Here is a 13,755-nt window from a genome sequence, read left to right on the forward strand (position 1 = left end):
AGCCGTGGTCCCGCGCGGCGGGGTGGGTGCCCGCACGCCCGGCGAGGCAGCCCGTCACGGCTGCGGTCCCGTGCCGCCCGCCGTGCCACCGACCCGCACCGCTGGGACGCTTCCGAGAACGAACCTGCCGCCCGGCCGCCGAGCGCGCACATTGCGCCACATGCCGTCTTTCACCCGCGAGGGGCATCACAGCCGCACAGACTGGTACTCCCTCCTGATGCCCGGCGCGGAGCGCACACGCCGATACCCACGGAGTCAGCCATGCCCGAGGACCAGGACACCCGCACCGTACTGAGCGACGAGGAACTGCGCACGCTGGACGCCCACTGGCGGGCCGCCAACTATCTGGCGGCGGGCCAGATCTACCTGCTCGCCAACCCCCTGCTGACCGAGCCCCTGCGGCCCGACCACATCAAGCCCCGGCTGCTCGGCCACTGGGGCACCTCACCCGGCCTGAACCTGATCTACACCCACCTCAACCGGGTCATCAGGGCCCGCGCACTGGACGCCCTGTGCATCTGGGGGCCGGGGCACGGCGGGCCCTCCGTGCTGGCCAACTCCTGGCTGGAGGGCAGTTACAGCGAGACCTATCCGGACGTCGGCCGGGACGCGGCCGGCATGGAGCGGCTGTTCCGGCAGTTCTCCTTCCCGGGCGGCGTGCCCAGCCATGTCGCCCCCGAGGTCCCGGGCTCGATCCACGAGGGCGGCGAGCTCGGCTACTCCCTCGCCCACGCCTACGGAGCCGCGTTCGACAACCCCGGCCTGCTGGTCGCCTGCGTGATCGGCGACGGCGAGGCGGAGACCGGGCCGCTGGCCGGGTCCTGGCACTCCAACAAGTTCCTCGACCCCGTCCACGACGGCGCCGTCCTGCCGATCCTGCACCTCAACGGCTACAAGATCGCCAACCCGACCGTCCTCTCCCGCCTCCCCGAGGCCGAGCTCGACGAGCTGCTGCGCGGCTACGGCCACGACCCGATCACGGTGAGCGGCGACGACCCGGCCACCGTCCACCGGGCACTGGCCCGGGCCATGGACACCGCCCTCGACCGCATCGCACAGGCCCAGCGCGCCGCCCGCGAGGACGGTTCGACCGAACGCGTGCGCTGGCCCGTCATCGTGCTGCGCACCCCCAAGGGCTGGACGGGGCCTGCCGAGGTGGACGGCACCCCCGTCGAGAACACCTGGCGCTCCCACCAGGTCCCCCTCCCCGGCGTCCGCGAGAACCCCGAGCACCTGCGCCAGCTCGAGGCCTGGCTGAAGTCGTACCGGCCTGAGGAACTCTTCGACACCGACGGCCGCCCCGTCGCCGACGTCCTCGCCTGCGTCCCCGAGGGCGACCGCCGCCTCGGCGCCACCCCGCACGCCAACGGCGGACTGCTGCTCCGCGAACTGCCCCTGCCGTCCCTCGACGACTTCGCCGTCCCCGTCGACAAACCCGGCACGAACCTCCACGAGCCCACGCGCGTCCTCGGCGATCTCCTCGCCCGGGTCATGAAGGACACCGAGTCCCGCCGCGACTTCCGTCTCGTCGGCCCGGACGAGACCGCCTCCAACCGCCTTCAGGCCGTCTTCGACGCCAGCGGCAAGGCCTGGCAGGCCGGCACCCTCGACGTCGACGAGCACCTCGACCGGCACGGCCGGGTGATGGAGATCCTCTCCGAGCACCTCTGCCAGGGCTGGCTCGAGGGCTATCTGCTCACCGGCCGGCACGGACTGTTCTCCTGCTACGAGGCGTTCGTCCACATCGTCGACTCGATGGTCAACCAGCACATCAAATGGCTGAAGACCTCCCGGCAGCTGCCCTGGCGCGCCCCCATCGCCTCCCTCACGTACCTGCTCACCTCGCACGTGTGGCGCCAGGACCACAACGGCTTCTCCCACCAGGACCCCGGCTTCGTCGACCACGTCCTCAACAAGAGCCCCGAGGTCGTCCGCGTCTACCTCCCGCCGGACGCCAACACCCTGCTCTCGGTCGCCGACCACGCCCTGCGCAGCCGCGACTACGTCAACGTGATCGTCGCCGGAAAGCAGCCCTGCTACGACTGGCTGTCCCTCGACGAGGCCCGCGTCCACTGCGCCCGCGGCGCCGGCATCTGGGACTGGGCCGGCACCGAGAACGGCGGCGAACCGGACGTCGTCCTCGCCGGCGCCGGCGACGTCCCCACCCAGGAGGTCCTGGCCGCCGCGCAGCTCCTGCGCCGCCACCTGCCCGACCTCGCGGTCCGCGTCGTCAACGTCGTCGACATCGCCCGGCTGATGCCCCGCGAGGAGCACCCGCACGGCATGACCGACTTCGAGTACGACGGCCTGTTCACCACCGACAAGCCGGTGATCTTCGCCTACCACGGCTACCCGTGGCTGATCCACCGCCTCGCCTACCGCCGCACCGGCCACAAGAACCTTCACGTCCGCGGCTACAAGGAGGCCGGCACCACCACCACGCCGTTCGACATGGTGGTCCGCAACGACCTCGACCGCTACCGCCTCGTCATGGACGTGATCGACCGCGTCCCCGGCCTCGCCGTGCGCGCCGCCGCCGTACGCCAGCGGATGGCCGACGCCCGCACCCGCCACCACGCGTGGATCCGCGAGCACGGCACCGACCTGCCCGAGGTCGCCGACTGGAGCTGGAACCCGTGAGCGCTCAGCGCCCTCTCGCGACCCGGTAGGCTTCCGGACCGTGCGCCGTGATCAGGCGCACGGTCCGGAACGCAGGTCGGGGATCGGAAGGAAACGGCGTTGCACGTCCAGGAATGGCTCGAGACCGTACCGGCGGTCGCCGTCTACGCGCTGGTGGGAGTGGTCATCGGGCTGGAGAGCCTGGGCATCCCGCTGCCGGGCGAGATCATCCTGGTCTCCTCGGCGCTGCTCGCCTCCCAGCACGGCGACATCGACCCGGTGATCCTCGCCGTCTGCGCCATCGCCGGCGCGATCATCGGCGACTCGATCGGCTACGCCATCGGCCGCAGGGGCGGGCGCCCGCTACTGGCCTGGCTCGGCGGCAAGTTCCCCCGCCACTTCAGCGAGGGCCACATCGCGACCGCCGAGCGCTCCTTCCAGAAGTGGGGCATGTGGGCCGTCTTCTTCGGCCGCTTCGTCGCCCTTCTGCGCATCTTCGCGGGCCCGCTGGCAGGCGTCCTGCGCATGCCGTACTGGAAGTTCCTCACCGCCACCGTCCTCGGCGGCATCCTCTGGGCGGGCGGCACCACGGCGGTCATCTACTACGTCGGCATCGTCGCCGAGTCCTGGCTGAAGCGCTTCTCCTGGCTGGGCCTGGTGGCAGCGATCCTGATCGGCGCAACCTCGATGCTGCTCCTGAAGCGCAAGGCCAAGAAGGCGGCCCCGGAGCCTGCAATCGCCGGGGACTAGCAGCGCCCCTCCAGGGGCGCGGGGAACTGCGCGCCAAGCCCCCACGCACCCGCACACCGCCTACGACGTCCAGCCCCCGTGCTCTGCCCGGTGCACCTTCCCCAACTCCGCATACATCGTCCCGTTCAGCGTCACCCCTTGACGCTCCTCCTCACTCAACTCCCGCCTGACCTTCGCCGGCACCCCCGCCACCAACGACCCCGGCGGCACCACCATCCCCTGCGGCACCAACGCCTGCGCGGCCACCAGCGACCCCGCCCCGATCACCGCCCCGTTCAGCACGGTCGCGCCCATCCCCACGAGACAGTCGTCCTCCACCGTCGCCCCGTGCACCACCGCGTTGTGCCCGATCGACACCCGCTCACCCACACGCACCGGGAACCCGGGGTCGGCATGCAGCGTGCAGTTGTCCTGCACATTGCTGTCGGCCCCCACGGAGATCCGCTCCACGTCTCCGCGCAGCACCGCCCCGTACCAGACACTCGCCCCCGCCTCCAGCGTCACGTCCCCGATCACGGACGCCGTCGGCGCCACGAACGCCTCCGCGTCCACCTTCGGTTCCCTGCCGCCGATACCGGTGATCAACGCCTCGTGCGCCATCGTCGCCTCCTTGCTCGGATTCGAGAACGAACCGTACGCCACGCCCATGGGGCGAAGATCACAGCCCCAGGACGGCATGACACCGCCACCCGCTCAGTACCGTGAACCCGTGCCGAAAAGTAGGAACACGTTCTCGTCCTGGCCGCGTCGCCTCGCGCAGCGCGCGGTCCATGCGGGCTGGGCGTGGGTACAGCGCACGGGCTCGGTGACCGCCGCCCACCCCGGGCGTTTCCGCTTCGGCGCCATCGGCGAGGCCACCCGCCTCGCCTTCCCGCTCGGCACCGTCTTCGGCGAACCCTGGATCCATCTCGGCTCCCACTGCATCGTCGGTGAGCAGGTCACCCTCACCGCCGGGCTGATGCCCGACCTGGACCTCGGCCCCGAGCCGATCCTGCGCATCGGCGACGGCGTCGTGCTGGGCCGCGGCAGCCATGTCATCGCCGACACGACCGTCACCATCGGCAGCGACTGCTACTTCGGCCCGTACGTCTACGTCACCTCCACCAACCACTCCTACGACGACCCGCACGAGCCCATCGGCAAGCAGTGGCCGCGGATGGAGCCCGTGGAGATCGGCCCCGGCTGCTGGATCGGCACCGGCGCGGTCATCCTGCCGGGCGCGCGGATCGGGCGGAACGTGGTGGTCGCCGCGGGCGCGGTGGTGCGGGGCACGGTGCCCGACCACGCCGTCGTCGCGGGCGCCCCCGCCCGGGTCGTACGCCGCTGGACCCCCGCCGACGGCTGGCAGCCGCCCCTGCGCACGCCCGCCCCGGTGCCGATCCCCGCAGGGACGACCCCCGACCAGTTGCGGGCGTTGTCGGAACTCGACGAGGCGGACGTGGCACGGCTGGCGGCCCTGGAGCCCGAGGGCTGAACCGGACCCCGCCGCGCGGCGGGCCCCGCAGTACAGTGCACTGCACAACCGGGTGCACCAGACCGTAGTACCGCCGCCCGCGACCAGCTCTGCGCCGCCCTCGAACGGAAGCGAACCGAACGGATCCATCGTGTCGGACCTCGACCTGCTGACCCAGTCCCTCGCGCGCAACGTCAAGCGCTGGCGCACCGAGCGCGGCTTCACCCTGGACGCGCTCGCGGCCCGCGCCGGGGTCAGCCGTGGCATGCTCATCCAGATCGAGCAGGCCCGCACCAACCCCAGCATCGGCACGATCGTCAAGATCGGTGACGCGCTCGGCGTCAGCGTCCCCACCCTGCTCGACTACGAGCGCGGCCCGCGGGTCCGTATCGTCCCCGCCGACCAGGCCGTACGCCTCTGGCACACCGAGGCCGGCAGCTGGAACCGGCTGCTCACCGGCACCGAGGCGCCAGGTCCGGTGGAGCTGTGGGACTGGCGGCTGATGCCCGGCGACTCCAGCGACTCCGACCCGCACCCCGCCGGCACGGTCGAGCTGGTGCATGTCACCACGGGCGAACTGACCCTCACCGTGGACGGCGTGGAGCACCGCGTCCCGGCGGGAGCGAGCGCGTCCTTCGAGGCCAACACGCCCCACACCTACGGCAATCAGGGGGACGTCCCGATGGAGATGGTGATGGCGGTCTCGGTGCCGCCCGTCCCCTGACGTGGGTTACCGTGCGGCCATGCGCGCACCCATCGGAGACTTCGACCACGCGACCCCCGCCCCCGACTGCCTCGACGAGCTCACCGCCCCAGTCGCCGCCGCCGTCCGCGCCTGGACCGGCAGCGTGCCCGCCGACCAGATCCTCTACGTGGACACGGACCCGCGCTGGGCCGACACGGCCGTCTTCGTCGAGCACTACGGGCAGGACCTGCTGGAGCGCTCGGCGAACTGCGTGGTCGTGGCCGGCAAGCGGGGCGGTGAGAGCACCCTCGCCGCGTGCGTGGTGCTGTCCACGACCCGGGTCGACGTCAACGGAGTGGTGCGCCGCCGACTCGGCGCCCGCAAGGCCTCGTTCGCTCCCATGGACCTGGCGACGGGGGAGACGGGCATGGAGTACGGCGGCATCACCCCGCTCGGCCTGCCGGAGGGCTGGCCCGTCCTGGTGGACGCGGCCGTCGTCGACCTGCCGTACGTCCTCGTCGGCAGCGGCCGCCGCCGGGGCAAGCTCCTGATCCCGGGCAAGGCCTTCGCCGAACTGCCGGGTGCGGTCGTCCTGGAGGGCCTGGGCGTCTGAGGGGGCGCGCTCACGCCGGCGCGTGATGGGCCAGCGGCAGATGCGGGTCCGTCTCGCCCGGCGACGGCTCCGGGTCGGCGTGCACCAGCGCCGCCCTGAGGCGGGGGACGGCGTGCAGCAGCGCATGCTCGGCGTCGACCGCGATGCGATGCGCCTCGCGCACCGTCGCCGAGCCGTCCACCACGACCGCCACCTCCGCCCGCAGCCGGTGCCCGATCCAGCGCAGCCGCAGCTCGCCGACCCCGCGCACGCCCGGCACCCGCGCCAGGGCGTGTTCGGCGCGGTCCACCAGCGCCGGGTCGACGGCGTCCAGCACCCGCCGGAACACCTCCCGGGCGGCGTCCCGCAGCACCAGCACGATCGCCGCCGTGATCGCCAGCCCCACCACGGGGTCGGCGTACCGCCACCCCAGCGCGGCGCCACCGGCGGACAGCAGCACGGCCAGGGACGTGAACCCGTCCGTGCGGGCGTGCAGTCCGTCGGCCACCAGCGCGGCCGAGCCGATGGCACGGCCCACCCGGATGCGGTAGCGGGCCACCCACTCATTGCCCGCGAACCCCACCAGCGCGGCGGCGGCGACCGCCGGCAGGTGCTGCACCGGGCGCGGGTCGAGCAGCCGGTCCAGCGCCGTCCACCCGGCGAAGGCGGCCGAGGCGGCGATGGTCAGCACGATCACGAGGCCCGCCAGGTCCTCGGCCCGTCCGTACCCGTAGGTGAAGCGCCGGGTGGCCGCCCGCCGGCCGAGGACGAAGGCGATCCCGAGCGGTACGGCGGTCAGCGCGTCCGCCGCGTTGTGCACCGTGTCACCGAGCAGCGCCACCGAGCCGGAGACGGCCACCACCACCGCCTGCGCCAGCGCCGTGACCCCGAGCACCGCAAGGGACACCCACAGGGCGCGCATGCCGCGGGCCGAGGACTCCAGCGCGCGGTCCACCTTGTCCGCGGTCTGGTGGGAGTGCGGGGTGAGGAGATGGCCCAAGCGGTGCCGAAGGGAGGTCCGCGTGACCCCGTGCCCATGTCCGTGCTGGTCGTGGTGCCCGTGCTCGTGGTGGTGATCGTGGTGATCGTGCCGGTCGCTCACGTGGAACCCCTTCCGGTGCGCGCGGTGGACGCGGTGCCGCCCACGACGCCATTATGTGCGTATGAGCGCACGCATGCACCTGTCACCTGCGCAGGATGCGCACCCACGCACGCCCGGCGAGGAACAGTTCGCCCTCGCCGCGGAGCTCCTCGCCCTCCTCGGCGACCGCACCCGGCTGACCCTGCTGCACGCGCTCAGCTCCGAAGAGGCCGATGTCACCACGCTGACCGAGGTCTGCGGGGCGGCGCGGCCGGCGGTCAGCCAGCATCTGGCGCGGCTGCGGCTCGCGGGGCTGGTGGACACCCGCAAGGAGGGCCGCCGGGTGATCTACTCCCTGCGCGACGGCCATCTGCGCCGGCTGGTCGACGAGGCGCTGAACGTGGCAGACCACCGGCTCAGCGACCGCCCGCCGCACGACTGACCCCGGCGGCTCCCGCCCGCTCAGTACCGCGCGGCCGTCCCCAGGTACTGCTCGGCGAAGGCCGCGGCCGCCGTGCGGGAGGTGAACAGGCGCCGCAACCGGGCCAGCGTGGTGCCCGCGCGGAACGGGTCGCCCGCCGCGCTGCCGTGGTACAGCTCCGAAAGCCACTGGGAGAACTCCTGGTAGTCCCACACTCTCCGCAGACACGCCTGCTCGTACCCGGCCAGCCCGCCCTCCTCGCCCTTCGTCAGCCGTGCGGCCAGTGCGTCACCGAGCAGGAAGGCGTCGTACAGCGCGAGATTGAGGCCCTTCGCGGCGATCGGCGCCACCAGGTGCGCCGCGTCCCCGGCGAGGAAGAGCCGCCCGTGGACCATCGGCTCGGTGACGTAGTCGTGCATGTCCAGCACGCGCTTCTCGATCAGCGGGCCCTCGGTCAGCGGGGCCGCGCCGTCCGCGCCGAGGCGGCGCCGCAGCTCGGCCCACACGCGCTCGTGCGGCCAGTTCTCCGGGTCGTCGCCGGGCGGACACTGCACGTAGTAGCGGGTCACCTGGGGGCTGCGCGGCATCTGGCCCGCGAACCCGTCCGGGTGGCAGCCGAACAACACGCAGTCGGCGGACGGCGGGGCCTCGGCGAGCAGCGCCAGCCAGCCGATGCCGTAGTCGTGCCGCGCGATCCGCGCCCGCCCGGGCGGCAGCGCGGCCCGGCTCACCCCGCGCGCCCCGTCGCAGCCGGCGACGAAATCGCACTCCACGACCTCCCGCAGACCCGACTCCGGGCAGACGTACGACACCGAAGGCCGTGCGCCGTCCAGGTCGTGCAGCCGTACGTCCCGCACGCCGAACCGGATCCGCCCGCCGCGCACGTCGGCGTACTCACGCACCAGGTCCGTGACCAGCAACGGCTGCGGGTACACCCAATGGTGACTGCCCGTCAGCTCCTGGTAGGGGAACCGGTACCGCTCGCCGTCGAAGCGGAACTCGCAGGCGGTGTGCCGCTCGGCGCGCTTCAGCAGCTCGCCGGCCAGGCCCCGTTGCTCCAGGCCGCGCACCGCCCATTCCTCGATCACCCCGGCCCGGGGCCGCCGTTCGATGAACTCCCGTGACTCGGCCTCCAGCACCAGGCAGTCGACACCGGCCGCCCGCAAGATGTTGCCCACGGTGAGACCGGCGGGCCCGGCGCCCACGACGACCACCGGAAACCGTTGCGGGGAAGGGGAGTTGGGGTTGCGATGGGGGGAGGTCTGCGTCACCGGGTCATTATGGCGGCGGCACGCGCGCGTGGGGGATGCCTGCGCGCAAGGCCCCGCGGCGGGCGGTCACCTGAGCAGGGGGATCTCGATGGCCGGGCAGCGGTCCATCACCATCTCCAGGCCCGCCGCGCGGGTCCGCTCGTAGGCCGCCTCGTCGATGACGTCGAGCTGGAACCACACCGCCTTGGCGCCCTTGGCGACCGCCTCGTCCGCGACGGCACCGGCCAGGTCGCTGTTGACGAACACGTCCACGACATCGACGTCGAAGGGGATGTCCGCGAGGGAGGCGTAACCCTGCTCGCCGTGCACCGTCTCGGCCTTCGGATGCACGGGTATCACCCGCTTGCCGAACCTCTGCAGCACCTGGGCGACGCCGTACGCCGCGCGCCGCCGGTTCGTCGACAGGCCCACCACGGCCCAGGTGTCACCGAGCTCGGTGAGGATCTTGCGGACCGTTGCCTCGTCGCCGTACACCGTCGGCCTCCTGGGACGTCATGAGTCGTGAAAGGGCTGCTCACTCCCACAACGGCCCGGGACGCGCGGTGATTCCCGGGCGCGCCTGGTACTACGGCCGGGCGGACGGGGCCGCGTCGAACGCCGCCACGGGCTCTCGAAAGCCGTGCGAGATGACTGCGCGCGGGCGCTCGCCCGCCTACGCTCGCCTCGTGTTGCGCATCACCGACGCCCGAACCGGCGAGCTCGTAAACGCCGCCCCCGCCCGCCGGGGCCTGACCCGGGTCGAAGCCCGCACCCGAGGATTCGACCCGACCGACCTGCGCGTGCTGCTCGTCGCCGATCTCCTGGTCCGGGCCCTGGAACTCGGCGGCACGCCCGTGTGGGCGATGCTCTCCGGCGAGCGGGAGCTCGCGGAGCTGCGCGCGGCGGGCGCGGCCCTCGGGGTGCGGCCCTTCGAGGACGAACGGGACGCCGGTACCGGGCTGGGCGAGGCCCAGGTGCTGCACGTCGTCGCGAGCGACGACAGCACCGCACCCGAGGGCGTGCGGGTCGCCGTGGCTCCCGTCCACGGGGAGGGACCGCCCGGCCCACCCGACGGCACCGACCCGACCGCCCTGCGTCTGGCCCTGCTCGCCCACCCGAGAGCCACACGCGTAAGGCTCGACCCGGAGTCCCTGGGCGCCGCCGCCGACACGCTCGCCGCGTGGCGCCGCGCGGTCGCCGCCTGGGCACAGCACCCGTCCCGGCCCATCCCGGACTCCGTGCGCGCCGAGCTGCGCACCGCTTGGGAGAACGATCTGGACGCACCGGGAGTGCTCCGCGTCCTGCGCGAGGTGGCGAGCGACCCGGGCATCCCGGACGGCGCCCGCTTCGAGACCTACGCCTACGCCGACCGGCTGCTCGGCGTCGACCTCACCCGCGACCTGGGAACGCCGGCATGATCGAGCGCGCCGGAGCGGGACCGCTGCGCCACCTGATCGTGCTGCGGCACGCCAAGTCGGCCCGCCCGGAGGGCGTCCCCGACCACGAACGCCCCCTCGCCCCGCGCGGCCTCCGGGACGCCCCCGCCGCCGGACGCGCCCTGGCCGAGGCGGACATGCTCCCCGGCCTCGCCCTGTGCTCCACCGCCGTACGCGCCCGGCGGACCTGGGAACTGGCCGCCGCCCAGTGGGGCACACCCCCACCGGTCCGCTACGACCCGCGCCTCTACGGCGCCGACGTCGCCGACCTGCTCGCCGTGGTGCACGAAGTGCCCGCGGGGGTCGAGACGCTGCTGCTGGTCGGCCACAACCCCGGCCTGGAGGACCTGATCCTGGAGCTCGCCGGCGACGGCCTGGACGACACACTCGACACCGTCCGCGCCAAGTTCCCCACCTCGGCCATCGCCGTCCTCTCCTGGCGCGGCACCGCCTGGCGCGACCTGACCCCCGGCGGCGCGCTCCTGACCTCGGTGACCGTCCCCCGAGGCACCAAGCGCTAGTGCCGCGGCAGGCAACGTTCGCCCCGTCGCGACGCCCGGCACGCACTCTCGCCGCACCGGCCGAAAGCCCAAGTACATCCAGTACGAGGGCTTCCGGCCGGCACTCCCCCAGCCTCCGGCCGGGGGGACCCCCAGAGCACGCACCGGACGCCGCTCCTTCACGGGCGAACGTTGCCTGCCGCGGCACTAGCCGGAACGGTCCGCCCGCGCGGCGGCGCATAGGCTGGTCCGATGCAGGACGAGTACCGCACCGTCGCGCGCGCGGGTGTGCACGAGATCGAGATCAACCGCTCCCGCTTCCGGTGCGCCCTCGCCCCGGCCGCCACCGAACAGCAGGCCCAGGAGTTCATCGCCGCCGTGCGCAAGGAGCACGCGGACGCCACGCACAACTGCTGGGCGTACGTCATCGGCGCCCACGCCTCCGTCCAGAAGGCCAGCGACGACGGCGAACCGGGCGGCACGGCGGGCGTCCCCATGCTGCAGATGCTGCTGCGCCGCGACATGCGGTACGTCGTCGCCGTCGTCACCCGCTACTACGGTGGCGTCAAGCTCGGCGCGGGCGGCCTCATCCGCGCCTACGGCGGCGCCGTCGGCGAAGCGCTCGACACCCTCGGCACGATCACCCGGCGCCGCTTCCGCCTGGCCACCGTGACCGTCGACCACCAGCGCGCCGGCAAGATCCAGAACGACCTGCGCTCCACCGGCCGCGAGGTGCGCGACGTGCGCTACGGCGAAGAGGTCACCATCGAGATCGCCCTCCCGGACGCCGACGTGGACGCCTTCCGCGCATGGCTCGCGGACGCGACCGCCGGCACGGCCGGGTTCGTGCTGGGCGGGGAGGCGTACGGGGACGTATGAGGACCGTGTCGGTGCATTTAGGGCACTTGCGGGCGTAACGTCCCTATGTGTCGCGGGTCATGACGGAGCGATACGGGAGTAACCGCCCGTGATGTCAGACCCGGCCGTTAACCTCGGGGATCATGAGACTGCTGCACACTTCCGACTGGCACCTCGGCCGGGCGTTCCACCGGGTCGGCATGCTCGGTGCCCAGGCCGAGTTCATCGGTCACCTCGTGGCGACCGTGCGTGAGCGCGGGGTCGACGCGGTGGTCGTGTCGGGAGACGTGTACGACCGCGCGGTGCCGCCGCTCGCCGCGGTCGAGCTGTTCGACGACGCTCTGCATCGCCTCGCCGACCTCGGCGTGCCGACCGTGATGATCTCCGGGAACCACGACTCCGCGCGCCGCCTCGGCGTCGGCGCCGGCCTCATCGGGCGCGCGGGCATACACCTGCGCACCGACCCGTCCGCCTGCGGCACCCCCGTGGTGCTGTCCGACGCCCACGGGGACGTCGCCTTCTACGGGCTGCCGTATCTCGAACCTGCCCTGGTGAAGGACGAGTTCGGCGTCGACAAGGCGGGTCACGAGGCCGTGCTCTCCGCCGCCATGGACCGCGTCCGCGAAGACCTCGCCGGCCGCCCGCCCGGCACCCGCTCCGTCGTCCTCGCGCACGCCTTCGTCACCGGCGGCGAACCCAGCGACAGCGAACGGGACATCACCGTCGGCGGAGTCGCCGCCGTACCCGCCGGGGTGTTCGACGGCGTCGACTATGTGGCGCTCGGGCACCTGCACGGCTGCCAGACGCTCACCGAGCGCGTCCGGTACTCCGGTTCGCCTCTGGCCTACTCCTTCTCCGAGGCCGGCCACCGCAAGACCATGTGGCTCGTCGACCTGGACGCCGGGGGTGCCGTCACCGCCGAGCGCGTCGACTGCCCGGTGCCCCGCCCGCTGGCCCGGATCCGCGGCCCCCTGGAGGAGCTGCTCGCCGACCCCGCGCTCGCGCCGTACGAGCAGGCGTGGATCGAGGCCACCCTCACCGACCCGGTCCGCCCCGCTGAGCCCATGGCCCGGCTCACCGAGCGCTTCCCGCACACCCTCAGCCTCGTCTTCGCCCCCGAGCGCACCCCGGACGACCCCGACGTGTCGTACGCCCGCCGCCTCGCCGGCCGCAGCGACCAGCAGATCGCCGAGGACTTCGTGGCGCATGTGCGCGGCACCGCTCCCGACGAGCGGGAACAGGCCGTGCTGCGGGACGCCATCGACGCCGTGCGCGCGGACGACGCCGTCAAGGAGGTGGCCCGGTGAGGCTGCACCGCCTGGACATCACCGCCTTCGGCCCCTTCGGGGGCTCCCAGAGCGTCGACTTCGACGAGCTGTCCGCCGCCGGTCTGTTCCTGCTGCACGGCCCCACGGGCGCCGGAAAGACCTCCGTCCTGGACGCCGTGTGCTACGCGCTGTACGGCTCCGTCCCCGGCGCCCGGCAGAGCGGCCAGGGCATGACCCTGCGCAGCGACCACGCCGCCCAGACCACCCGCACAGGCGTCACCCTCGACCTCACCGTCGCCGGACGCCGCCTGGAGATCACCCGGCAGCCGCCCTGGGAGCGCCCCAAGAAGCGCGGCACCGGCACCACCCTCGACAAGCCCCAGACCTGGCTGCGCGAGTACGACGCCGCCGCCGGGAGCTGGAAGGACCTCAGCCGCTCGCACCAGGAGATCGGCGAGGAGATCACCCAGCTGCTCGGCATGAGCCGCGAGCAGTTCTGCCAGGTCGTGCTGCTGCCCCAGGGCGACTTCGCCCGCTTCCTGCGCGCCGACGCCGAGGCGCGCGGCCGGCTGCTGGGCAGGCTCTTCGACACCCGTCGCTTCGCCGAGGTCGAGAAGCGCCTCGCCGAGCGCCGTCGCGCCACCGAAGCCCAGGTGCGCGAGGGCGACGCCGCGCTGCTCGCCGACGCCCACCGCATGCAGCAGGCCGCCGGTGAGGCCATGGAGCTGCCCGACCTGGTGCCCGGCGACCCCGGGCTCGCCGACGCCGTGCTGAGCGCCGCCGCCGTCGCCCGCTGCACCGCCCGCGAACAGCTCACCGTCGCGCACAGCCGCCTCGCCGCC

15 protein-coding genes are annotated in these 13,755 nt (G+C 73.2%); 11 read left to right on the top strand and 4 right to left on the bottom strand.

Translation table 11 applies throughout. The features are described from left to right. The first annotated feature begins 261 nt into the window (after window positions 1-261). Complete coding sequence (locus tag N4P33_RS23515; RefSeq protein ID WP_260828672.1) at window positions 262-2,640, top strand: phosphoketolase; 2,379 nt, start codon at window positions 262-264, stop codon at window positions 2,638-2,640. A 99-nt stretch (window positions 2,641-2,739) separates the two neighbouring features. Next, window positions 2,740-3,369, top strand: a complete 630-nt coding sequence (locus N4P33_RS23520) for a DedA family protein (RefSeq protein WP_260828673.1) — start codon at window positions 2,740-2,742, stop codon at window positions 3,367-3,369. A 60-nt stretch (window positions 3,370-3,429) separates the two neighbouring features. On the opposite strand, the gene N4P33_RS23525 is transcribed toward N4P33_RS23520, so the two are convergent. After that, entirely contained in the window at window positions 3,430-3,969 is a 540-nt protein-coding gene (locus N4P33_RS23525) for a gamma carbonic anhydrase family protein (protein WP_260828686.1), read from the bottom strand. Between the two features lie 109 nt (window positions 3,970-4,078). Between N4P33_RS23525 and N4P33_RS23530 the strand changes: the two genes are divergently transcribed. The 3 genes from N4P33_RS23530 (at window position 4,079) to N4P33_RS23540 (ending at window position 6,120) form a co-directional block, all read left to right on the top strand. Next, window positions 4,079-4,843: an acyltransferase gene (locus N4P33_RS23530; RefSeq protein ID WP_260828674.1), complete on the top strand. Its 765-nt coding sequence runs from the start codon at window positions 4,079-4,081 to the stop codon at window positions 4,841-4,843. A 130-nt stretch (window positions 4,844-4,973) separates the two neighbouring features. Next, window positions 4,974-5,546, top strand: a complete 573-nt coding sequence (locus N4P33_RS23535; RefSeq protein WP_260828675.1) for a helix-turn-helix domain-containing protein — start codon at window positions 4,974-4,976, stop codon at window positions 5,544-5,546. A 19-nt stretch (window positions 5,547-5,565) separates the two neighbouring features. Then, on the top strand, window positions 5,566-6,120 hold the full coding sequence (locus N4P33_RS23540) for a YbaK/EbsC family protein (protein WP_260828676.1): 555 nt from the start codon (window positions 5,566-5,568) through the stop codon (window positions 6,118-6,120). 10 nt (window positions 6,121-6,130) lie between these two features. Here the strand turns inward: N4P33_RS23540 and N4P33_RS23545 are convergent, their stop codons facing one another. Then, the gene (locus tag N4P33_RS23545; RefSeq protein ID WP_260828677.1) at window positions 6,131-7,201 is read right to left on the bottom strand and encodes a cation diffusion facilitator family transporter; all 1,071 of its coding nucleotides are present in this window, start codon (window positions 7,199-7,201) and stop codon (window positions 6,131-6,133) included. Between the two features lie 61 nt (window positions 7,202-7,262). On the opposite strand from N4P33_RS23545, the gene N4P33_RS23550 reads away from it, so the two are divergent. After that, window positions 7,263-7,622, top strand: a complete 360-nt coding sequence (locus N4P33_RS23550) for a metalloregulator ArsR/SmtB family transcription factor (protein WP_260828678.1) — start codon at window positions 7,263-7,265, stop codon at window positions 7,620-7,622. A gap of 20 nt (window positions 7,623-7,642) precedes the next feature. Here N4P33_RS23550 and N4P33_RS23555 read toward each other — a convergent pair whose 3' ends face one another. Further along, the gene (locus tag N4P33_RS23555; protein ID WP_260828679.1) at window positions 7,643-8,872 is read right to left on the bottom strand and encodes a 4-hydroxybenzoate 3-monooxygenase; all 1,230 of its coding nucleotides are present in this window, start codon (window positions 8,870-8,872) and stop codon (window positions 7,643-7,645) included. A gap of 66 nt (window positions 8,873-8,938) precedes the next feature. Beyond that, window positions 8,939-9,346, bottom strand: a complete 408-nt coding sequence (locus N4P33_RS23560) for a CoA-binding protein (RefSeq protein ID WP_260828680.1) — start codon at window positions 9,344-9,346, stop codon at window positions 8,939-8,941. Between the two features lie 152 nt (window positions 9,347-9,498). Between N4P33_RS23560 and N4P33_RS23565 the strand changes: the two genes are divergently transcribed. The 5 genes from N4P33_RS23565 to N4P33_RS23585 all read left to right on the top strand — a co-directional run. Next, window positions 9,499-10,269, top strand: coding sequence for a hypothetical protein (locus tag N4P33_RS23565; RefSeq protein ID WP_260828681.1), 771 nt, complete (start codon window positions 9,499-9,501; stop codon window positions 10,267-10,269). Continuing rightward, on the top strand, window positions 10,266-10,808 hold the full coding sequence (locus N4P33_RS23570) for a histidine phosphatase family protein (RefSeq protein WP_260828682.1): 543 nt from the start codon (window positions 10,266-10,268) through the stop codon (window positions 10,806-10,808). The genes N4P33_RS23565 and N4P33_RS23570 overlap by 4 nt, the downstream gene beginning before the upstream one ends. A 231-nt stretch (window positions 10,809-11,039) precedes the next feature. Next, window positions 11,040-11,666, top strand: a complete 627-nt coding sequence (locus N4P33_RS23575) for a YigZ family protein (protein WP_260828683.1) — start codon at window positions 11,040-11,042, stop codon at window positions 11,664-11,666. A gap of 122 nt (window positions 11,667-11,788) precedes the next feature. After that, window positions 11,789-12,952: an exonuclease SbcCD subunit D gene (locus N4P33_RS23580; protein ID WP_260828684.1), complete on the top strand. Its 1,164-nt coding sequence runs from the start codon at window positions 11,789-11,791 to the stop codon at window positions 12,950-12,952. Continuing rightward, window positions 12,949-13,755 (top strand): SMC family ATPase (locus tag N4P33_RS23585; protein WP_260828685.1); only part of this gene is annotated, 807 nt, incomplete at its 3' end. The genes N4P33_RS23580 and N4P33_RS23585, both read left to right, overlap by 4 nt.

Source organism: Streptomyces sp. 15-116A (genome assembly GCF_025290915.1).
Classification (GTDB): Bacteria; Actinomycetota; Actinomycetes; order Streptomycetales; family Streptomycetaceae; genus Streptomyces.